This window comes from Caballeronia sp. LZ043 (genome assembly GCF_031451075.1).
GTDB lineage: Bacteria > Pseudomonadota > Gammaproteobacteria > Burkholderiales > Burkholderiaceae > Caballeronia.
In genome coordinates this window covers 774,092-794,456 of sequence record NZ_JARUXT010000004.1, presented here as the reverse complement: position 1 = coordinate 794,456, position 20,365 = coordinate 774,092, and the positions used below count along the sequence as shown (strand labels likewise).

The following is a 20,365-nucleotide window of genomic DNA, read 5'->3' as shown; positions in this document are numbered from 1 at the left end:
ACAGACCGCCTCGATCACTTTGATACGTTCGAGTTCGTGCATAGTCGCCGTGATGAAACCACGCTCGTTCATGGTGAGCCCCTGGAAGACGCGCCATCGTCAGCGTGCGCCTTACAGGGCAAAACCGGACATTTCTAATGAGCCCAAACCCGACATTACTTATATGGTCGCCTCCCATTTGCAAGGTAATTGTGCGTGGCGAGGAGGGTGGTTGCGGACTTATATCCGGACTCGATCGCGGGACGTGCCCGCCGGCCCCGATGGATTTCGCCGCAAAGGTCCTAATCTAAAAAGCGGACTTGATGTCCGAGTAATGTCTCAGGCTTGCCTTTGCGCGGTCCAACCTGTCTTGCCATCGTTCAATCTACCTGTGCAACCGTGGATAGGTTCTAAACTTGCGTAGCTTGCTTACTGCGTTGGTGAGGCTTGATATGTTCGTCCGTACGCCAGCAGCGCCCAGATCGTTCGTGCCATCTTGTTGGCGAGTGCAACTGCTACGACGTTAGTTGGACGTCGGGTGAGCAGCAGACGCAATCGTTCAGGTAAATGTCTGGAGCTCGAGATAACCGATCGCGCACCGTGGATCAGTAGCGTTCGCAGATACACGTCACCGCGCTTGCTGATGCCACCGAGCTTCGTCCTGCCACCGGAACTGTTCTGTCGCGGCACCAGACCGAGATAGGCGGCGAACTCGCGCCCGGACCGGAACGAACTTGCTTGTCCAATGACTGATACCGCCGCTGTCGCGGTAAGTACGCCAACGCCGGGAATCTCCGAGATGCGAAGGCATGCGTCATCGTTGCGCCGCCAATCGGTAATGCGTTGTTCGAGCCGTGCGATCTGCTCGTCGAGCGCACTGAGTCGCGAGAGCTGATCTTGCAGACTATCCGTTAGCATCGCGGGGAGTTGATTGCCCAGAGAGGCCAGCGCCGCCTTCGCAGCCTCAATCGATGGCCGGCGACCTTGTGGGAGAACAACGCCGAATTCATACAGCAATCCGCGAAGCTGATTGATTTGCATGACGCGGATGCGAACCAGTTGTTGGCGTATCCGATGTAGCGACAACATGGCCTGCTGATCCTCGGTCTTGACTGCCACGAATCTCATACCAGGGCGCTGAGCGGCCTCCCAGATCGCTGCGGCGTCGGCCGCATCATTTTTGTTCGACTTCACAAACGGTCGCACGAACTGCGCCGCGATGAGCCGCACATCGTGACCGAGCCGCGCAAGTGCTCGGGCCCAGTAGTGAGCGCTGCCGCAAGCTTCGATGACGACACGGCTCGCAGGCCGGTTGGCGAAGAACGGCACGAGTTGCGCGCGTTTCAGCGCCTTGCTGTAGATCGCGCCGGTCACAGGATCGACGTAGTGAATCTGGAAAACGCGCTTGGCCAGATCGATGGCAATGGTCATGGGTTCCATCTGGATTCTCCTGGGCGGCTGTCGTGCCGCAATTAGCAATGTCACACGATCTGCGGACGAGCCTGCTGCGCCATACCGACCGCTAAGGCGGGAGGCGACCATTCCATCTAAAAAGCCGTGACACATCAAATCTTCCTCTAATTTGTGTTATGTAAAATTAAAGGTGGGCATGGCGGTTTGAACGACATTGAAGTCCTCACGATCGGCGTCTGGCAATGGGACCATGCGCCCTGAGGCAATAAGCGCCAAAGGCCACCGCTGCGACCCGCAGCACGAGCAAGATGAGGAAGAGAACCTCCGGGTGATCGACGAACGCGTCCACGGCCCGATCCTAAGCCATTTGCATTGCGAGTTTCCTGAGCACCGGGCCAGCATGATCGTAAAAACGACGTAATCCTGAGCACAGATAATTCAAGCCCGGTTCGCCGTCCGGGCTCCGCACGAAGCGGTTCTTCGGACACTCTCCCCAGCACAGTTTCAGATGCTTGCACTGTCGGCAGAAGGCGGGCAGCGAATCCCGTTTCGCAAAGCCGAATCGTTGCTGCTGGGAAGAAAATGCCATTTCCCCCAAGTGTGTGCGCGCAATGTTTCCAAGGGACCACTCCGGATAAACGTAATGATCGCAAGAATAGACTTCACCATCATGCTCGATGGCCAGTGCTTTGCCGCAAAACTCAGCTGATACGCAGGTCTGTGCTGGCCGTCCCGCCGTCTGCACGACAGCGGTTTCGAAGATGTTGACGAGCACGCGTCCGACGTCCTTCTTGCTCCACTCATCGAATGTTCGCGACAGAAAATAGCCCCAGTCGTCGGGATCGACCGACCAGTCGGTGACGACCGAATCGCTGTGTCCGGGACGCGCGGCATTACTCCCGATGATCGGCATCGTGTCGTCGGCCCAGTGTTGCGGCGCTACCGTGTGAAATTCCTTCGGCTCGACGCAGGGAATCAACTGGATGTATGTCGACCCGACCTCCTTGCGCAGAAACCGATAAACATCCAGTGGCCGCCTGGCGTTCACGCGGTTGACGACAGTGAGCGTGTTGAAGCTGATACCGTGAGCCTTCAGGAGTGATATTCCACGCATGACCTTGTCGAACGTCGGCTGCCCCTTTCTGTCCCGACGAAACGCGTCATGAAGCTCTCTCGGTCCATCGATGCTGATGCCCACCAGGAAATCATGTTGCTTGAGGAACCGGCACCAGTCGTCGTCAAGCAGTGTTCCGTTGGTCTGAAGGTCGTTCGAGATGCGTCTCCCTTGCGGAAGGTATTTAGTCTGCAGCGCCACTATGTTGCGAAAAAAATCGAGACCAAGCATGGTCGGCTCACCGCCTTGCCAGGAGAAAATAACCTCATCGCCATTCTGGGCCTCGATGTACTGGCGAATGTAGCGCTCGAGCATCGAGGATTCCATGCGACGGCCCCGATGCTGCTGAAGCAGATGTTCCTTGTACAGGTAATAGCAGTAGCTGCAATCGATATTGCAAGTGGATCCGATCGGCTTGGCCATCGCGTGGAAGCGGCCTTTCTGCCGCGGCGCGACGGGCTCCCCTGCGGGACGCTTGGCAACAAACTTTATCGGATACTCCGATGTGCTGTGGTCGATGGGGAGCATATGAACTCTCTGCAAGACGAATCAGGGCTTCGGCGCGGGGTAAACCATCTGCCAATCCTGCTTCATGCTGACGACAACCCACCCGCGTGTCATGGCCTCGTCCCAAGCGGTGTCTAGCCTGGCAGTAGGCGATGCGCGGTCGTAGGCGAACTCGCGCTCGGCGTCGTCATGATGAATGAGCAGCGCGAGCGTTTTACCGGGCCCGCCGGCCGTGTATTCCAGCATTTCGCGGTCACCGTCGGAGTTTCCGACCGCCAGAATCGGACGACGACCGATCGCGCGAAAAATCCCGACGGGCTTTCCTGGACCGTCGTCGATGAAATCGAAACCGGGCTCACGCATCAACACCGGCTTGCCGTCGCGTACGGCATAGCTGAGCTTTTCCTGCGTACCAACGACGTGCTCTGGCGGAATGCCGTAGGCCTGAGTCACCCACACCCGCATGAAGTCAGCCGTGCCGCCCGATACGATCCACACGGTAAAGCCGTTTGCCTTGAGCAATTGAAGCAGTTCGAGCTGCGGTTGATAGACGAGCGCGGTGTAGGGCCGATTCAGCGTGGGATGTCGTGCCTGCGCCAGCCAATGGCGAATCGCGCGATCGTAGTCGTCCGTGCTCATGCCGCTGTTGGCGACGGAGAGCAACTGAAGCAATGCACGTTTGTTTTGTCCGAGCGCGCTTGAATCGTGCGTCATCAAAGCCTTGTAAGCGGGGCTGCGCTGCCATTCCGGGTGCTGAGGCGCTGCCGCTTTCAACTGATCGATCATGAACAACAGCTGAAACGGCGCCGGTTGCTCGCTCCACAGAGTGCCGTCATTGTCGAATACAGCGATGCGCGCTTCGGGGGCAACATAGGTCGCGCTCCCTTCACGAGTGACATCAGATACGAAATCCAGAATGGCCGAGCGTGCAGCACCGTTGCGCCAGGAAGGCAGTGGGCCTGCGGATGCATCCGCGCTTGCGACTGGTTGGTCGAAACCGGCTGCGGGCTGCGTTGCAGGGTCTTGACTGGCACACGATGTCAGCGTCACGCACAGGGCAACCACGAAGCGCAACAGGCCGCGTGACACGCTACTTGGCGGCATTGAGTGGTTGACGAGACGCATTTTCCGACACCTCCGCAGAGATCAAGCACGTTCGCACGGCTGGCCGACGCCTGTCGGCCAGCGCACACGATCTGTCAATCAGTTTCCCGTCGGGAGCGGAATTTCGAAGCCATTCTTCTGCAATTCATCACGAACATACTTGAAACGTTCATACGCGCTCAACGTGATCGGACCCGAGTATGCCTCGCTCTGAGCCTTCCTCGGCGGAAACTTCACGTACGTCTGCATTTCTTCCTTCACCGCCCCACTCAGCGCGGGAAGCGTCCAGGTATGCTCCGTGTAGTTGTTCATGAAGATGTCGTAGCGCTCCTGCGGATCCTGATACAGATCGAAAACCTGTGGAACGGTCGCCACGTAACTCTCGGGTCCCTTCCATCCAAGATTCGAATCGACCGCGAGGCCACCGGTCTTCACACCCGCATCGCCGCGGAGGTTGAACACCGCCTTGAATTGGCCGACGCGCACGGCTCCCGGCGTCAACTCGTTCTCGGTAAAGTAAAACCATGCATTACGCTTGCTCTTTCCCGTGCCGAACAGGACGGGCGACATGTCATAGCTATCGAAGATGATCGGCTTGCCATCGCGATCGTTTTTCGGTAGCTCGACGCCCGCAATGGCGGCGAAGGTCGCCATGCAATCGAGGCCTCCCAGGATGTCGTAGTTTCGCGAGTGCGGCTTGATCTTGCCCGGCCACCAGGCAATAGCGGGCACGCGGGTCCCGCCTTCACGATCCGTGCCCTTCGTCCCGCGGAACGGCGTGTAGCCCGCATCGGGATAAACGTCCTGCCACGCACCGTTGTCGGTGGTGAAGAAAACGAGCGTGTTCTTGTCCAGCCCCTTCTCGCGGAGTTTGTCCAGGATGTGGCCGACTCGCGCATCGAGTTCGACGAGTGAATCCGCATACTTGGATTTCGAGAGGGATTTGCCGATGTAGTCCGGGTCCGGAAGGTTGGGCTGATGGACCTTCATGAAATTCACGTTGATGAAGAACGGCTGCCCCTTTTGAGCGGCCTCGTCGATATCGTCGAGCGCGGCCTTCTCGATGTACCGATCCACAAACGGGATGCCGACGATCCGTTTGTCAGGTTCATTCTGATATTGGCCGTTGAGCTTGAAATCTTCGTGCGCCTTCTCGCCGGCCTTGGCTGACAGCATCCCGGTTGTCACCTTGGTAAACATGTCGCGGGTAGGCTGGTCCATTTCAGGGAACCACTTCGGATCCGCGTAGGTGTACGCGTTGAGGTGGTAAAGCCCCACGTACTTCATGTCGTCATAGCCTTGTGCGTTGGGGAGCGCGTAATCGGCTTCGCCCAAATGCCACTTGCCGGTGAAATACGTATTGTAGTGAGCGAGCTTCAGCACTGAAGCAAGCGTCCACTCCGCATGCGGCAAGCCGCCGCCCTGTCCCTGGAACGCGACAGTGGTCATGCCGCTGCGGTTGGGGTTGCGCCCCGTCTGAAGGGCTGCACGGCCCGGCGTGCAGCTCGGCTGTCCGTAGAAGTCGAAAAAGGTGATGCCTTCATCAGCCATTCTGTCGAGGTTGGGCGTGGGAATTCCACGCCCTTCCCCGCCGCCATATACCCCCAGATCACCCCATCCCACATCGTCGCCAACAATCAAGACGATGTTCGGACGGGACGACTGTTGGGTATCGGACTGCGCCTGCGCATTGATCGCAAGGCCGAGAAGGCCTGCCGTGGCGAGAACGAATGGGGCTCGCACGACCGGCTTGGCGAGACTCGTGAGTCTTGTGGAAAATCGCATGAAAGATCCCCCAGCGATCATTCGATGGCTAGTCGATATTCAATGTCACGGCCGCTGGCGCATAGCCGTATTGAGCGCCGCCAGCAGGTCCTGTCCTAGAAACGGCTTGATGATCAACGCGTATTGCCCGACTGCAGAGAGCTCCCGCTGCGTGGCGGGTCCGTCAAAAGCCGTGATGAAAATCACGGGCGGTCGTGGTTCCGCAAGCGCCAGATAGAACGAAGGTCCGGACAGTCGCGGCAGTTGTATGTCAAGGATGAGGCATTTCGCGGCCATTGCATGCCGTCGAACGTCTGCATTGTCCGCACACTCGAACGGCTTCGGATCGAAGCTTTTGGACAGCCTCAGCAACCGTTCGATCGCGCGCCGAAGTCCAGCGTCGTCCTCAATGATCACGATAAGCGGTAAGGTCTCATCCATGCGTCGGACACGGTCGTGTGCTGCACATTGTTGTGCAGACCAAGGAACGTGACCATTGGGGTTCGGGGCAAAAATCATTGCCCCTTGGGGCAATGCACGCCGCGCCGGCATTGGGCGGGACCGACGAGGCTCAAGCATCAGGCGAAGCCGCTTGTTCACGATGGGAGTCGTTGTTCAAACGTAGTCCGAGCACTCCTCATCCATGCCGTGACGGGCCGGGCCAACCAGAAATCTCGGGAGACAATGAGCTCGATAAATTCGGCGTTCGCCAGAATCAGGAAGGAGTTCGCCAAGGCTCCGTCGGCGACAATCTCGCTCTTGTCATTCAACCTTGATGAATGCGCTGGTCGCACTCGTCATTCGCTATCTGTAGCGGCTGTACTTCGTGCGCTCGGTCGCGGCAATCTCAAGACGATGATTTTCGGCTGCCATCAGCGGTCCCGCTCGTCATGACTGGACGAATCTGCAATGTCCTGCTCCCGGACGATGCCGTGGAGGCAAAGCGTGGCCGCACCGGGGTTATGCGAGGAAGCCAGATGGAGAAGACCGAGCCACCCCGCCCTCCCGGTGCCGCTGACACGCGTCCCTGATGCGCTTCGACGATGGATCGCACAATCGATAGTCCAAGCCCCATCCCATGCGGCTTGGTGGTATAGAACGGCTCGAAAAGCGTGTCGCTCAAGACGTGACCGAATCCAGAACCTCGATCGGTCACGGTGAACTCCACTCCCTCAGGAAGGAGGACCGTGCTGATGGACAAGATTCGGTGTGCGGACTCCGTGTCGGCCATGGCATCCATGCCGTTCAGACTCAGGTTCAGAAGGACCTGTTGAAGCTGGACTTCATCGGCCAGGACCTCGCCACCGAACGCCTTCAGATCGACGTCGAGGACGATTCCTCGGCGCGTTGCCTCGGGTTTGATCAACGACAAGGTACTCTCGATGACCTCGTCCAAGGTAATCGTATGGAACGACACAGTCTGCTTTTGCAAGAGCATGCGTAACCGTTGAACCACTTCATTGGCACGCAGCGCATCACGCTTCATATCGGACAGGATCTCCTGGAGCTCATTGTGATCCAGGTGAGCCGCCCCGACCAGCAACTCTGCCGCCTCAGCGTTACTCAGAATAGCGCTCAAGGGTTGCCCGACTTCGTGTGCAATGGATGCACTCAGCTCGCCCACGGTCGCGAATCGCGCGGCGCGAGCGAGTTCACCGCGCCGCGCAGTTGCGTCCGCTTCAGCGAGACGTCGGCTGCGACGTTGCGCGAGCAACGCGAGGATCGTGATCGCCTGGATCACCAGAACACTCGACAGGCTCAGGATGGCCGCACGATATTCGCGAAACATCGAGCGGGGCGCATTCACCAGAATACAATCGGGCGGCAACGCGGACGTTGACAGCCCGTAGCGTTCGATCTGGCTGACATCCGCGGTGCATCTCGCCAGCAATGGCTGGAACAAGAGCCCGCTCAAATTCCCTCCGTTATGCAGAATCGCGCGTGCCGCATCACCCGTCAGGCGGCCGTTTTCCTCGAGATCGTACATCGCACCCGCCGTGATTCCGGCATTGACGTACGTCGAATACCAGGCGTAGATGGGTGCGCGCGATGCGTGAGCCATGGGCGCAACAAGTTTTACCGGAAAATAGCGATGCCCAAGACGGTCGCGGTACGTGGTCGTGTAGACGACGGCGGTGTGGCGATCGAGCGCGGAAAGACGGGCTTGCAACTCGCTTGGCGGCAGCCCGATCCAGGCGGCTACGTCGGTCCAGTGTGGACGTGTCGCGGCCGCCTTGACCACTCTGTCGACCATGCTGGTATCGACCTCCGTCACTCCGCCCACCACGATGAGCCGATGCGCATCGGGCTGGAGTCGCTCCGCCACGGCGAGGGTCTGTGCGGCGTCGATGCGAAAAGGCAGATAGGCAAAATCTGTCGGAAGGAGTCGACCCGTGAACCACTCTTGGGGAACACTCGACAGCAAAACGGGTACGCCTGGCCATATGCGGGCATGGTTGGCTAACGCGAAATCTGCCGCGGGTTTTCCCAGAACGATGACGAGATCGATGCGCTGAGCCCGGTATTTCTTTTGCAAAAGCGCAAGAAATTCGGGTGCGATGTTCTCCGCGCCAAAGCGAAATCCATCGATGGCATCGAGGAACACTTCGGCGCCCCGCGGAGAAGACGCTTCCAGCACGGATCGGATCGCCCGGATCTGCACGAGTGCCGCAGGCTGGATCGGATCGGCGCCGGTCAGCAAGACGACGCGCGCGGGCTCGGCACCGGGAGCGGCAATCGGCGCCAGCGCGCAGACGGTCAAGGAAAGCCAGACGACGAGGTTCGGAACGCAACGTGACGATGTCTTGCGCATGGAAATGCGTCGTCGAATGGTGCAGGCGGGGCGCACCTGCACCACATGGGCACAGACGCCCACTGGGTGTAAGCGCGCCTTCATCAGAGCCTGCTCAGGCTGCAGGTTCATTTCGGTGATCTGCAAAGCGGCGACATCGCTGAGTTCACCCTGCAACCGCCGGCCATCAAGCGCCCTCGGCGCGACGGACGAGCTCGACCAAGGACGTCGCGCCGAACTGTCGCATCAGGCTTGCTCGAGAGGACTTGATTGTCCGCTCTGACAACTTCAGCTCTGCAGCAATTTCCTTGTTCCGCTTGCCCTTCAAGATGCCGTTGAGGACAGACTGCTCGCGATCCAGGAGCGCGGGCTTATCGACGCTCGCTGCTTGCGCCGGGACTGTCCCGTGTGTACCAAGCGCAGTTTGAATGGCGTCCAGCAGCGTTTGCCGATCGAATGGCTTGAGGAGAAAGTCAATCGCGCCGGATTTCATCGCCCGAACGGTGCGCGGCACATCGCTGTATGCACTCATGAAGACGATCGGCAATGCATGATGTTGACGCAGGATGGCCTGTTGGACTTCAAGCCCGTCGGGCCCACCGAGTTCGAGGTCAAGCAGGATGCATCCCGCTTTCGAATCGGACGCGCTCACCAGGAATTCACCCGCGGAGCCATAATTTCTGACCACGTAGCCCGAGCACGACAACATGCGTGTAAGCGCTCGACGAAAGGAAATGTCGTCCTCGACCACGTGAATGACCGGTTCCAGAACACTGTCCACGTCGTTCCCCCTTTGAGAGCTGATCTGGATGCTGCTCGGCTCTACCAATACAGCAGTTTTGCGATTTCGGGTTGACAAAGCATTCATACGAATCGGATAGGCCTTTTCTGTCGATTCCTCTGGCGATTGACCAGAACTGCACAGAAACATTGCCTGTCCAACCATCAGAGCGTAGATGGCATTGCCCGCGCATGACACTTCCAACACGGCTTCGCGCGAGAAGCAAGTGTCCTGACCATCGGTAGGCGTTTTATGGCATCAGAGAGCGAAGCCTTGTCGGGCCGAGGGTGATCCAGCCTGGATGCGCACACAAATCAGTCGCCCTCCGGTTCGTCGAGCCAGAATTGAAGCGTGACTCATTGGTCCGCTGCGACCTGGATCTGAGTGACGCCATGCCGAGAACCGCGAGCATGCAATACAGCGCGCCGGCGCCCAGCATCATGACGATGCCTTCCATCGTCGAATCGAGCGCGACCTCCACCACGCCTGTGCGTTCATGTCGGGGTGCAGCGGGAATTTTTTCAACCCACCGGACGGCGGCTAGCTTCTGCTCAGGAACAGTTCGGCCACGACCGAGCGAAGCCACCGATTGCCCGCCTCATGATGATATTTCGCGTGCCAATGTTGTCGCACCGCGAACTTGTCCACCGGAAAGGGACACGCATGAACCGCGATGTCATTCACTCTCGCGAGTGTCTCGCCGATATTTCGCGGCAACGTAGCGATAAGATCCGTCGACTTGATGATCGATCCCAGTCCGAGCATGCCTGGCAGTTCCAGCACGACATCGCGCTCGATAGCCTCGCGTAACAACGCTTGTTCCAGCAATTGCGCGCCCGTGCCGGCCGCGATGATCACGTGCCCTTCGCTGCAATATTGCTTGAGCGTCAGCCTGGCGCGCACGCGAGGATGGTGCGGATTGGCGAGGCATACCCAATCCTGCATGTACAACTGCTGCTGGTACATGCCGGCTCCAAGCCATGGAACATGCCCTATCGCAAGATCGGCTTCACCGGATTCGAGCGCCCGTTCCGTATTCCCGTCGATCCTTGCCGCTTCCAGCCGAATATCGGGAGCCTGGGCCCGAACATGCGCCAGCAGACGCGGAAGAAGCGTGATGTGACTGGCGTCGGTCATGCAGATCCGGAAGCGCCGCTTGGCCGTGGCGGGATCGAAGGAGATTTCCCAGGCGGCAAAGCGGCGCAGCGACTCCAGGATTTCCCTGCACGGTCCGATCAATGCATCCGCCTGAGGCGTCGGCGTCATGCCGCCTGGCGTGCGGACGAACAGCGGATCCTGCAAATGCTCACGCAGACGCCCCAGCCAGATGCTCACCGTGGGCTGGCTCTGGCCGAGTTGTTCCGCCGCCCGTGTGACGCTTCGCACGTCATACAGCAGGTCGAACAATTGCAGCAGTTTCAGGTCAGGGAGTTCGGAAAGGCTCATCACGGTATTGCCTGTCGCAATGCTCTCATTGTAACCATTGCATTGCGCGTGCGGGTTCAAACTCTTATCGTGAGCCCACGCGTTCCCTATCCTCTCCCCATTTGATTCCTTACGCTTCAGCAGCGCCCGGAGGCACGCATGATCACCGGCAATACAGCCATCATCGCCCACATCGAATTTCCAACGCATAGCTTCAAGGCGCCAATGATCTACAACCCCTGGTTCGATCACGCCGGCATAGACGCCGTCGTTGTTCCGATGGGTTGCAGGCCCGAGCCCTTCCCTGCCTTTCTGAAGTCTGTCTCGGTTCAGGCACGCGGCTGCCGCTTCCAGATGGGCTCGGACATGCCGAGGACGATTTCCTGCGCGCGCTGGACTGCTGCGCCGATGGGTTACGAGGCTGCGGCACGGCGCTCGTCATCGAGACGCTCAACCGGAAGGAGTCGACGCTCGTCAACAGCGTCGCCGGCGCCGCCCGGCTTGTGAACGTGCTGAATCGACCGGAAGTTCGTGCGCTCGCGGATTTCTATCACATGGACGAAGAGGCGGAACCGCTCGGGCGGGGTTTGCGAACATGGGCCGTCGCTGGCGCATATTCACCTCGCCGATACGGGGCGACTCAATCCGGGAAAGGGATCATACGACTATCCGACGTTCTTCGGCCACCTCAAGGCGGCCGGCTATGACGGGCTGCTCAGCAGCGAGTGCGGCATCGAAGGCGATCCGGTCGCATCGATGCGGGACAGCACGGCGTGTCTTCGCCGTGCCTGGACCGACGCGTGATACGCGTGAAGGCCTGACGGTGAGGACCGGCCGTGTCAGCAAGCCGCCGACACGGCCGCGCGAAGCCCAAGCGAATAGCTTTCGATACCGAAGCCGCAAATCTGCCCCTTCACCACTTCGGCGAAAACCGACTTGTGCCTGAATGCTTCGCGCGCGTGGATATTCGACATGTGAATCTCGATCACGGGCACGGTCAGGATGGCAAGCGCATCCCGGATGCCGTAGCTGTAATGCGTCCACGCGCCGGCGTTGATGAGCACGCCATCGACGTGATCGACGAAAGCCTGATGGATGCGTTGGCACATGTCCCCTTCGCTGTTCGTCTGATAACTTTCGACCGCAACGCCCAGCTCCCGGCCGAGCCGGTGCAGTTGAGCATCGATATCCTCGAGCGTCGCCGTTCCGTATTGAACGGGATCCCGCTTGCCGAACATGTTGTGGTTGATGCCATGCAGCATGAGAAAGGTTTTCATCGTTTCATCCAGCTTGATGTTGATATCTTCGAGTCGGATCAGCTGCGCTTCTGCCAGCCTTCCGGGCCCGCGTGAATCGCCCACATGGAAATCAGGTTGAACACGATGCCCACCGCAACGATGGGCCAGGTTGCGCCGCCGGTCTCGGCCTGGATCAAGGTCGCGGCAAACGGCGCACTGCTGCCGATGACCACGGCAAGGTTATAGGCCACGGCCGAACCGCGATAGCGGAACTCGGTCGGGAAGGCCTCGGCGAAATAGGCGGGCTGTACGCCGGCATGAAACTGCGCCGCGCACAAAAGAAACACGATGGCGACGCCCATCAGGACGATGTGTCCGCTCAGTATCAGCGGGAAGAAAACGATGAAGGCGGCCAGCATCGAACGCGATCCGACCAGCATGGCGCGACGGCGTCCGAGACGATCGCACAAGACGCCGCCGAGACCCATCGCGAACATCGAGCAAAGATGCGCGACGATCAGAATGGCGAAGGCCGTCTGCTTCGATACACCGAGCTCCGTCGTGGCATACGAAAGGATGAACACGGTCGCGATGAAGTAGGCAATGGAGACGGCGGCCCAGACAAACGTGAGGCGCAGGATCGTTGCTCCGTGCTTTGCAAATCCGCCCGCCGGTTGCGAGTGTCCCGTGCGCTTCCTCTTCATCTCCGCTTCGAACGCGGGCGTCTCGGAGATGCGCATCCGGATGAACAAGCCGATGGCCACCAGCAGGAAGCTGAACAGGAACGGAATGCGCCAGCCGAATTGCAGGAACTGGTCATTCGTGACGAGCGCGGCAACGCCGAACAGCACGGCATTGGCCAGCACCTGTGCGAGCGGCGATCCCATGGCGATGAAGGAACTGTAGAAACCGCGCCGGTCCGTCGGTGCATGTTCCATCGTGAGCAACTGGCTGCCCGTGACCTCGCCGCCGAGTGCGAAGCCCTGCATGAAGCGCAGCGTGACCAGCGCAACCGGCGCGAGCACGCCAATGGATGCATAAGTGGGCAGTATGCCGATCAGGAAGGAGCAAATGCCCATCAGCAGAAACGTGAAGACCAGCATGTTCCTGCGGCCGACTCGATCGCCAAAGTAGCCGCAGGTCAGCCCTCCGAGCGGACGCGCGATGAAGCCCACGGAGAAGGTCGCGAAGGCTGCGAGGGATGCGGTCGTCGGATCGGTCTTCGAGAAGAACAGTTGCGGCAACACGGTGGCGGCAATGGCCCCGTAAGCCGCAAAATCCAGCCATTCCAGCGCGGACCCGGCGATGCTGCTGAGTGCCGCGCGGTTCGCCATCTGCTTTTCGTCGGCGTGCTCCATGGGAACGGCGCGGTCGCCGTTGATTGCGTGTTCTTGCGGTGTCAAGTGCATCTCCTGGAAAGTGGTAACGGCCCGCTTCTCCGAGCGGTTCGATGAATGCATCAGTGCCCGGTCCAGTTCGGCGGGCGTTTGTCCGCGAACGCCTTCGGGCCTTCGCGAGCGTCGTCGCTGGCGAGCATGCGCTGCGCGAGCGGATAGTCCTCGTGCATGGTCGAGGCAAGGCTGGCCTGCGCGAGGCTCATCAACATGACCTGCTTCGATGCCTGGATGGCGAGCGGCGCGCACGCGAGAATGTCGTCGGCAAGCGCCCGCGTCCGGGCCATCAACTGCGCTGCGGGCACGACCTCGTTGATCAGCCCGACGCGTCTCGCCTCATCGGCGGAAATGCGTTTGCCGGTCAGCACCAGCGCCATGGCGTCCTTCATGCCGATCTGTCTCGGCAAGCGCTGCAGCAAGCCGCCGCCCAGCGCCGCCAGACCGACGCGTGGTTCCGACAAGCCGAATTGCGCATGATCGGACGCGACCGCGATATCGCATGCCGTGAGAATCTCCATGCCGCCGCCGAGGCACAGGCCGTTTACGGCGGCAATCAGCGGCTTCCACAAGTCGAAGCGATGCGTGATGCCCGCGAATCCCGTCGACGGCTTCGTGTGGTCTCCCGTTGCATCGAGCGCTTTCAGATCCGTGCCGACACAAAACGCCCGCTCGCCCGCGCCAGTCACGATCGCCACGCGCAAGGCGGGATCGGCGGCGTAGCGGTCGAAGGCATCGGCCAGTTCGCGGTGAGCATCGGGATGCAGCGAGTTGAGGACCTCGGGCCGGTCGAGGGTCAGCGTCAGCAACGGCCCTGCCACTTCATAGCGGCAATAGCAATACGTTTCAGGTTGCATTCGAAGTTTCCTCGCACGCGTCAGTTCAACGGAACGGTCAGCCGGTCGATGACCGCGCGCGTCTCCGGGCGAACGCCTCGCCACCACGTGAAGGCTTCGGCCGCCTGCTCGACCAGCATGCCGACGCCATCCGCGATGCCTTGCACGCCCGCATCGCGCGCGAGCCGCAGGAAAGGCGTGAGGCCTTTGCCGTAGGCGAGTTCATAGGCCGTGCCGTGGGGGCTGAAGACGCTCTGAGGAACAGGCGGCAACTGCCCGGTCAGGCTTGCGGATGTGGCATTGACGACAAGATCGAAAGGGCCCATCGACTCCAGTTCCGCATAGCCGCATGCTGTCAACGAATCGCCTGACGCAAGCTGTTCGACGAGTGACGTTGCCTTGTCCAAATGTCGGTTGGCGATAACGAGCTGCGCCGGCCGCGCCGCCATGAATGGCAGCAACGCGCCGCGCACCGCGCCGCCTGCGCCGAGCAGCAGTACGCGCTTGCCTGCCATCGGCTGATGCAGATTGACTTCGATGTCGCGCACGAGCCCGACGCCGTCGAAGTTCTCGCCGATGACGCGCCCGTGGTGAAACTTCATCGCGTTGACCGCGCCGGCGAGCGTCGCCCGTTCGCTGCGTTCATCGGCCATGGCGAACGCTTGCAGCTTGAAGGGCGCGGTGACGTTCATGCCCTTGCCACCGGCTGCAATGAAGTTCCTGACGGTCCCGGCGAAAGCCTGCGCCGGTTCGGGCGGCCCCTCGATCGCAACGTAAGTCAGGTCCTGCCCGGTCTCCTGCGCGAAGAGCCCGTGGATCAGCGGAGACTTCGTGTGCCCGATCGGATTGCCGATGACCGCGTAGGAGTCGCTCATGACGCAGGTCCTTTCGAAAACAGCACGCCGTCGGTCTGCATCGCGTCGATCTCGGCGGCGCTGAAGCCCAGCGATTGCGCGACTTCCGCATTGTGTTGCCCGAGATCGGGGCCGACTTCGCGAATGGAGGTATCGCAGTCGGAAAAGCGGAAAGGCAGGTTCGGCAGACGCAGCTTGCCCAGGCGCGGATGCTCCTGCTCGATCACCATGCCGCGCGCGACGATCTGCGGATCGGCGACGACTTCATCGATGCGCTGCACCTTCGCGCAGGGCACGTCCACGCTGTCGAGCAGCGCCAGAACCTCCGCGACCGAACGCGCGGCCACCCACTGCTTCACGACCGCAAGCACCGCTTCACGGTTCGCGTTGCGCCCGTTCAGGCTGTGAAACCGGCTATCGGACGCGAAGGCCGCGGGACCGCCGTGCTGCTCGACGATCGCCGCGAAGCGCTTCCATGAATCGTCGACCTGGGCGGCAATGACGAGATCGCCATCGGCCGCGCGGAACACGCCGTACAGCGTGGAAGTCGGCATGTCGTGGCCGGTCTGCTCCGGCACCACGCCCTGCATGGTGTAGCACTGGACCGCGTATTCATGCATGGAGAACAGCGTGTCATACAACGCCATGTCGATATGCTGACCGCGCCCGCTCTTCACGCGGCCCAGCAGCGCGGCGTTGATCGCGGCCACCGCGTGAATGCCGGTGTACATGTCGCCGAGCGAGATGCGCATGAGCGGCGGCGGCTCGCCCGGATTGCCGATCATCTGCATGATGCCGCTCTTCGCTTCCGCAATCAGTCCGAAGCCCGCACGATGCGCGTCCGGTCCGGTGTGTCCGTATGCCGAGATCGAGCAATAGACGAGTCCTGGGTTACGCCCGGACAACGCGGCATAACCCAGGCCAAGCTTGTCCAGCGCGCCGGGCCGATAGTTCTCGATGAACACATCCGCCGAATCACAGAGACGCTCCATGAACGCCTTGCCGCGCGGATCCTTCATGTTGACGCTCACGCCGCGCTTGCCCATGTTCAGCTGCAGGAAGTAGGCGCTTTGCTGGTCGTCGAGAATGGTGGCGTGCTGGCGTCCCGCATCACCGCTGCCCGGACGTTCGACCTTGATGACTTCCGCACCGAGTGCCGCGAGACAGCGGCCCACATACGGACCCGCAAGAAAATGGCTGTAATCGACGACGCGAATACCTTCGAGAGGACGGGCTTGCATCAGTTGGCTCCCGGACGACGCGGAATCATCAGGCGATGTTCGCCGCGTTGAACGACATCGCCGTTCTGATTGATGAGCTCGGACGGCAGGACCACGATGCCCCACTCCGGCTTGCTCTTGCTCGCCCGCATGGAGCCGACGCGGAACTTCACGTGCAGCATGTCGTTGACCTTGATCGGCAGCAGGAAGTCCCAGGTCCAGCCGAGCGACATGCCGGGCAGGAAGCGATAGTCGCTTTGCGTCTTGAGGCCATCGGCAATCGACAATCCGAACAGGCCGTGCGCCACGATCGAACCGAAATGGCTCGCGTTGGCGTAGTCCTCGTCCACATGCACCGGCGTGTGATCGCCCGTGAGGTCGGCATAGGCCAGGATGCGTGCCTTGGTGACGGTGTAGGTCGGGCTCGCGCATTCGTCGCCTTCCTGCGCGTCGTCCCAGTACTTTTCGATGATGCTCATGCTCACTCCTCCACGCGGGGATTGATTGCCAGCGCCTGAGCGACGCACGCAGCAGGTTTCGCCTGAATGAGTTCGACGGCGAGTCCGTCGGGCAGACGCAGCCAGTTGCGTCCTTGCGGCATTTCAGTGACGCCGAACGCCTGTGCGGCGGCAAGCGCCGCCTCCAGGTCTTCGCACATCACGCCGAGATGACCGAGCCGGCCTTCAGGTCCTTCGAAGCGCGGCTCGTGGATGAATTGCAAACCGCCCAGGGTCCAGTACTGACGTGGTTCTTCGCGCGTGCCATCGACCTCGCGCATCGTCATGCCGAGGACGTCCTCGAAGAAGCGGATATGCCAGTGAATGTCCTTCACCCAGATGGCAACGTGCTCCAGATATGCTTTCGGAACGCTCATGCCAAGGCTCCTTGTTTCTGACCATCCGTCATCGCGCGCTCGATGCCCTTGATGCAGGCAACGAGCGTCGAGTTCACCGGCGTCGGCACGCCGAGGCGTTCGCCCCAACGCACTACCGCGCCATTGATGAAGTCGATTTCGGTGACCGAGGACTTTTCGAGGCTTTGCAGCATCGAGGTCTTGAATTCCGGCGAGAGTCCTTCAGCGGCCATGTTCCAGGCATCTTCGGCTTGCTCGATGGACAGCCTGACGCCGGCGGCCTTGGCGGCGGCCATCGCTTCCTCGATGGCGGCGATGGAAGTCGCCTTCAGCACGGGCTCGTCGTAGAGCTGCCCGTACGTGAGACGGGTAATGCCCGTGATCGCGCCGGTCGCCACGTTGATCAGCAGCTTGTCCCACATCGTGCCGAGAATGTTGTCGCTGACCGTGGTCGTCAGGCCCGCGCTGTTGAATGCTTCCGCGATTGCCTGTGCGCGGCTCGTGATCCGGCCATCCAGTTCGCCGATGATCGTGAGCTTCCCGGTCACGCCCGACTGGATATGCCCTGGCGCCCGCAACACGCCGCCGACATAGGTCTTCCCGGCAAGCACGCGCTCACGGCCGACAATCCCGCTCAGCACGTCTTCGTGACCCAGGCCGTTCTGCAAGGACAGCACGACCGTTTCCGGCCCCACGAGGTCGAGCGCGCCGCGCATCGCGGCGTCGGTGTGAAAGGACTTGACCAGCACGATCACGACATCGACCGGGCCGACTTCCGCCGGATCCATCGTGGCGCGCACCTTGACGCGACGCGTGCCGCGCTCGTCGTCCACTTGCAGGCCGTCGCGCGACATGGCCTCGACGTGCGCGGCAAACCGGTCCACCAGCCAGGTCTCGTGGCCGCCTTCCGTCAGCGCCGAGCCGATCGCGCAGCCCAGGGCGCCGGCTCCGAGAAATGCAATCTTCATGAATGTCTCCTTGAATGGAGACGAAGATACGGCCGTGCAGACATGCTGACAATGCAATGGATTTAATACCGATATTGCGTAAGGCAATAATGGGCTGGAAGATCGAACCGCCGCGTTGAAGGCGCCCTCGATCAACGAACGGCTCAAGCGCTCCGTTCCGCAGCCCTGCCGCGCGTTTCTGGAAAATATTTTTGCGCGGCTCTTCCCACAACGCGAAAGCTTCCTCTATAATTCGCGCCTTCTGTAGGCTCGTAGCTCAGTTGGTTAGAGCACCACCTTGACATGGTGGGGGTCGTTGGTTCGAATCCAATCGAGCCTACCAACGACATTCCCGAAAAAAGGCACCGCCGCGATCTTCATCGCGGCGGTGCTTTTTTTCGTTGGCACTCGCGCCAGGCACTTACCGTACACGCGAGATCCAGCGCTCTTTACTCCCAGCAATTCCGGAACGCGACCGCGACGATGACTGGCACGGTGAGCACCAGCGGAATGGCGAAGTACGGGACTTCGAGATGGACGATCCACGTGTAGATCAGCCACGCCACGCCGAGCGCAAGCGTGGCCAGGCCGACGAGCGCCGTGAGCACGTTGAGCATGCGGTGCGAGATCTTGCTGGAGCTTTCCTTGCCCGAGTGAGTTTCCATGGCAGCAGGCGCTTTGAGGCGCGGTAAGAGACGTCTCAATTTTATACCGCTCTGCCCGCTGCCGTATCCTTTGCTGTCCCGGCTTCCTGCTCAGATATGAAAGAGTTGGGCCACGAGCGCCGCGCCGAGAAACGTTCCCGCATTCGCCACGAACGACACCAGCACGATGCGCCAGCCAAGCCTTCTGAACGCCGGAATGTCCTTGGCAATCGACAGGCCCGCGAAGGTCAGCATGGGCGTGGTCACGCCGAGGAAATCGTTCTGCGCGCTGAGCGTCGCGATCTGCGCGCCCCAGGGGCACCACGGCGAGGTCAGGAACATCGCGACGATCGACACCCAGCACACCGCCGGAATCTTGCGGCCCGTGGCCTGCGCGACGGCGTCGCCGACGATCGTCGCCAGCACCATGATCGCCATGCCCGGCAAGGCTTGCAGCGGTGTCGTGCCGTGCGTGATCCAGTCGGCGACGAGCGCCATCGCCGCGGTCACGCCCCACGCGAGCAGCTTGCCGCCGTAACCGAGTTCGGGCGCGGCGGTCTTCACGTCGCCCAGTCGCGGCGCCGCCGTGACGACCTCGCTCGCGTCGGAGGCCCGGGTCTTGCGACCAATCAGCGGTTCGAGCACGCGGTAGCCAAAAACCGCCATCGGCAGCGAGATGAAGAGCGTGAAATAGGTGCCGATGGTCGTCGTGATCAGATTGCTGGCCGCCGCGAAGGTCAGCACCGACTTGGCCGTTTCCGGGTCCTGTTGCGCGGCGATCGCGCCGGAGGCGGCCGCCATCATGCTGCCCGACCCGACGCCCGATCCCATGGCGAGCGCGAGCGGATGAAAGATATGCAAGCTTGCGACGAAGCCCGCGAAGATCGCGATGAACACCGCGCCGAACACGGTGCCCGTCAGATATTCGGCGAGCACGCCGCGCCCTTCGGCAGAGTCCATGCCGTATTTCTCGCCGATGATCGCCAGGCTCGGTTCCCGTCCCACGGAGAATGTCGCGCCGATTGCCTCGCGCTTGATGCCGAGCAGCAGCGCGAGCGGCAGGCCCAGCAGGATCGTGCCGACGAAGTGCCCGAGTTCCTGGAACGCCAGTGCCCAGCCGGCCGCCACGAGCTTGGGCAACGCACTGCCCACCATGAGACCGAGCTTCGCGACGAACAACAACAGCGCAGGCTGCAGAATCGCTGCCGCGTAGAACTGGCTGCGCACGTCGAGACGCGCCTCGCTGTTCCAGCGTTCGGAGACGAGTCCGAGCGCAGCGCCGAGGAGCAGCGCCCAGATCATCGGCAGCAGGATGACCTTGCCCGGACCGATCTTGAACGTGAACGAACCAATGAACTCGGCGATCAGCAGAATCACTGCCGCATAGAAAAACAGCTTCGCGGTTCTCAGGCCACTGCCTTGTGCGCTTTCCGCGCTCATTGTGCTTTGCATGCGCTTCTCCCGTGTCGTTGATCGTTCATATTGGCCCGTGCCGCTTGCACGG

19 protein-coding genes, 1 tRNA gene and 2 pseudogenes are annotated in these 20,365 nt (G+C 60.9%); 4 read left to right on the top strand and 18 right to left on the bottom strand.

Features of this window, described 5'->3' with window-relative positions; all coding sequences use genetic code 11:
- Positions 1–408: 408 nt before the first annotated feature.
- The 8 genes from QCE64_RS31160 to QCE64_RS31125 all read right to left on the bottom strand — a co-directional run bounded on the left by QCE64_RS31160 (position 409) and on the right by QCE64_RS31125 (position 10,899).
- Entirely contained in the window at positions 409–1,419 is a 1,011-nt protein-coding gene (locus tag QCE64_RS31160) for an IS110 family transposase (RefSeq protein WP_310008006.1), read from the bottom strand.
- A gap of 331 nt (positions 1,420–1,750) precedes the next feature.
- Complete coding sequence (locus QCE64_RS31155) at positions 1,751–3,034, bottom strand: anaerobic sulfatase maturase (RefSeq protein ID WP_310008004.1); 1,284 nt, start codon at positions 3,032–3,034, stop codon at positions 1,751–1,753.
- Positions 3,035–3,055: 21 nt separating this feature from the next.
- Positions 3,056–4,138, bottom strand: coding sequence for an HAD family hydrolase (locus QCE64_RS31150; protein ID WP_310008001.1), 1,083 nt, complete (start codon positions 4,136–4,138; stop codon positions 3,056–3,058).
- Between the two features lie 78 nt (positions 4,139–4,216).
- On the bottom strand, positions 4,217–5,902 hold the full coding sequence (locus QCE64_RS31145; protein ID WP_310007999.1) for an arylsulfatase: 1,686 nt from the start codon (positions 5,900–5,902) through the stop codon (positions 4,217–4,219).
- Between the two features lie 45 nt (positions 5,903–5,947).
- On the bottom strand, positions 5,948–6,322 hold the full coding sequence (locus QCE64_RS31140; protein WP_309934814.1) for a response regulator: 375 nt from the start codon (positions 6,320–6,322) through the stop codon (positions 5,948–5,950).
- Positions 6,323–6,728: 406 nt separating this feature from the next.
- Positions 6,729–8,849, bottom strand: coding sequence for an ATP-binding protein (locus QCE64_RS31135; protein WP_310007997.1), 2,121 nt, complete (start codon positions 8,847–8,849; stop codon positions 6,729–6,731).
- A 10-nt stretch (positions 8,850–8,859) separates the two neighbouring features.
- A complete protein-coding gene (locus QCE64_RS31130; protein WP_310007995.1) occupies positions 8,860–9,660 on the bottom strand; it encodes a response regulator in 801 nt (266 codons plus the stop codon).
- A 333-nt stretch (positions 9,661–9,993) separates the two neighbouring features.
- Complete coding sequence (locus QCE64_RS31125) at positions 9,994–10,899, bottom strand: LysR family transcriptional regulator (protein ID WP_310008611.1); 906 nt, start codon at positions 10,897–10,899, stop codon at positions 9,994–9,996.
- A 138-nt stretch (positions 10,900–11,037) separates the two neighbouring features.
- Here QCE64_RS31125 and QCE64_RS31120 point away from each other — a divergent pair.
- From QCE64_RS31120 to QCE64_RS31115, 3 genes and pseudogenes are all read left to right on the top strand, one after another.
- Positions 11,038–11,202 (top strand): annotated as a pseudogene (locus QCE64_RS31120) (shikimate dehydrogenase); the annotation flags it as partial.
- A pseudogene (locus QCE64_RS38020) lies at positions 11,163–11,381 on the top strand (hypothetical protein); the annotation flags it as partial. The pseudogenes QCE64_RS31120 and QCE64_RS38020, both read left to right, overlap by 40 nt.
- Before the next feature lie 28 nt (positions 11,382–11,409).
- Complete coding sequence (locus tag QCE64_RS31115) at positions 11,410–11,682, top strand: TIM barrel protein (protein WP_310007993.1); 273 nt, start codon at positions 11,410–11,412, stop codon at positions 11,680–11,682.
- Between the two features lie 35 nt (positions 11,683–11,717).
- On the opposite strand, the gene aroQ is transcribed toward QCE64_RS31115, so the two are convergent.
- The 8 genes from aroQ to QCE64_RS31075 are packed head-to-tail and all read right to left on the bottom strand — an operon-like array spanning position 11,718 to position 18,238.
- The gene (aroQ, locus tag QCE64_RS31110; protein WP_309926342.1) at positions 11,718–12,155 is read right to left on the bottom strand and encodes a type II 3-dehydroquinate dehydratase; all 438 of its coding nucleotides are present in this window, start codon (positions 12,153–12,155) and stop codon (positions 11,718–11,720) included.
- Between the two features lie 38 nt (positions 12,156–12,193).
- Positions 12,194–13,519, bottom strand: coding sequence for an MFS transporter (locus QCE64_RS31105; protein WP_309934809.1), 1,326 nt, complete (start codon positions 13,517–13,519; stop codon positions 12,194–12,196).
- Positions 13,520–13,575: 56 nt separating this feature from the next.
- Complete coding sequence (locus tag QCE64_RS31100; RefSeq protein WP_310007990.1) at positions 13,576–14,364, bottom strand: enoyl-CoA hydratase-related protein; 789 nt, start codon at positions 14,362–14,364, stop codon at positions 13,576–13,578.
- Between the two features lie 20 nt (positions 14,365–14,384).
- On the bottom strand, positions 14,385–15,218 hold the full coding sequence (gene aroE, locus QCE64_RS31095) for a shikimate dehydrogenase (protein WP_309926334.1): 834 nt from the start codon (positions 15,216–15,218) through the stop codon (positions 14,385–14,387).
- Positions 15,215–16,438: a CoA transferase gene (locus QCE64_RS31090; RefSeq protein ID WP_310007988.1), complete on the bottom strand. Its 1,224-nt coding sequence runs from the start codon at positions 16,436–16,438 to the stop codon at positions 15,215–15,217. Before QCE64_RS31090 ends, aroE begins: the two co-directional genes overlap by 4 nt.
- Positions 16,438–16,896, bottom strand: a complete 459-nt coding sequence (locus tag QCE64_RS31085; protein WP_310007987.1) for a MaoC family dehydratase — start codon at positions 16,894–16,896, stop codon at positions 16,438–16,440. The genes QCE64_RS31090 and QCE64_RS31085 overlap by 1 nt, the downstream gene beginning before the upstream one ends.
- A gap of 2 nt (positions 16,897–16,898) precedes the next feature.
- Entirely contained in the window at positions 16,899–17,291 is a 393-nt protein-coding gene (locus tag QCE64_RS31080; protein ID WP_310007985.1) for a VOC family protein, read from the bottom strand.
- Entirely contained in the window at positions 17,288–18,238 is a 951-nt protein-coding gene (locus tag QCE64_RS31075; protein WP_309926328.1) for a ketopantoate reductase family protein, read from the bottom strand. Before QCE64_RS31075 ends, QCE64_RS31080 begins: the two co-directional genes overlap by 4 nt.
- Before the next feature lie 245 nt (positions 18,239–18,483).
- Between QCE64_RS31075 and QCE64_RS31070 the strand changes: the two genes are divergently transcribed.
- Positions 18,484–18,560 (top strand) — tRNA-Val (locus tag QCE64_RS31070).
- A gap of 106 nt (positions 18,561–18,666) precedes the next feature.
- Here QCE64_RS31070 and QCE64_RS31065 read toward each other — a convergent pair.
- Together QCE64_RS31065 and QCE64_RS31060 are read right to left on the bottom strand one after the other, a co-directional pair.
- Positions 18,667–18,882 (bottom strand): hypothetical protein, encoded by a 216-nt coding sequence (locus QCE64_RS31065; RefSeq protein ID WP_309926327.1) that lies wholly within the window; start codon positions 18,880–18,882, stop codon positions 18,667–18,669.
- A gap of 90 nt (positions 18,883–18,972) precedes the next feature.
- A complete protein-coding gene (locus QCE64_RS31060) occupies positions 18,973–20,313 on the bottom strand; it encodes a DUF3100 domain-containing protein (RefSeq protein ID WP_310007983.1) in 1,341 nt (446 codons plus the stop codon).
- Between the last annotated feature and the right edge of the window lie 52 nt (positions 20,314–20,365).

Bases quoted from the DNA above. Each gene is read 5' to 3' on its own strand.
- QCE64_RS31160 (WP_310008006.1), bottom strand. From the start codon at position 1,419: ATGGAACCCATGACCATTGCCATCGATCTGGCCAAGCGCGTTTTCCAG.
- QCE64_RS31155 (WP_310008004.1), bottom strand. From the start codon at position 3,034: ATGCTCCCCATCGACCACAGCACATCGGAGTATCCGATAAAGTTTGTT.
- QCE64_RS31150 (WP_310008001.1), bottom strand. From the start codon at position 4,138: ATGCGTCTCGTCAACCACTCAATGCCGCCAAGTAGCGTGTCACGCGGC.
- QCE64_RS31145 (WP_310007999.1), bottom strand. From the start codon at position 5,902: ATGCGATTTTCCACAAGACTCACGAGTCTCGCCAAGCCGGTCGTGCGA.
- QCE64_RS31140 (WP_309934814.1), bottom strand. From the start codon at position 6,322: ATGGATGAGACCTTACCGCTTATCGTGATCATTGAGGACGACGCTGGA.
- QCE64_RS31125 (WP_310008611.1), bottom strand. From the start codon at position 10,899: ATGAGCCTTTCCGAACTCCCTGACCTGAAACTGCTGCAATTGTTCGAC.
- aroQ (WP_309926342.1), bottom strand. From the start codon at position 12,155: ATGAAAACCTTTCTCATGCTGCATGGCATCAACCACAACATGTTCGGC.
- QCE64_RS31100 (WP_310007990.1), bottom strand. From the start codon at position 14,364: ATGCAACCTGAAACGTATTGCTATTGCCGCTATGAAGTGGCAGGGCCG.
- aroE (WP_309926334.1), bottom strand. From the start codon at position 15,218: ATGAGCGACTCCTACGCGGTCATCGGCAATCCGATCGGGCACACGAAG.
- QCE64_RS31090 (WP_310007988.1), bottom strand. From the start codon at position 16,438: ATGCAAGCCCGTCCTCTCGAAGGTATTCGCGTCGTCGATTACAGCCAT.
- QCE64_RS31085 (WP_310007987.1), bottom strand. From the start codon at position 16,896: ATGAGCATCATCGAAAAGTACTGGGACGACGCGCAGGAAGGCGACGAA.
- QCE64_RS31080 (WP_310007985.1), bottom strand. From the start codon at position 17,291: ATGAGCGTTCCGAAAGCATATCTGGAGCACGTTGCCATCTGGGTGAAG.
- QCE64_RS31075 (WP_309926328.1), bottom strand. From the start codon at position 18,238: ATGAAGATTGCATTTCTCGGAGCCGGCGCCCTGGGCTGCGCGATCGGC.
- QCE64_RS31065 (WP_309926327.1), bottom strand. From the start codon at position 18,882: ATGGAAACTCACTCGGGCAAGGAAAGCTCCAGCAAGATCTCGCACCGC.
- QCE64_RS31060 (WP_310007983.1), bottom strand. From the start codon at position 20,313: ATGCAAAGCACAATGAGCGCGGAAAGCGCACAAGGCAGTGGCCTGAGA.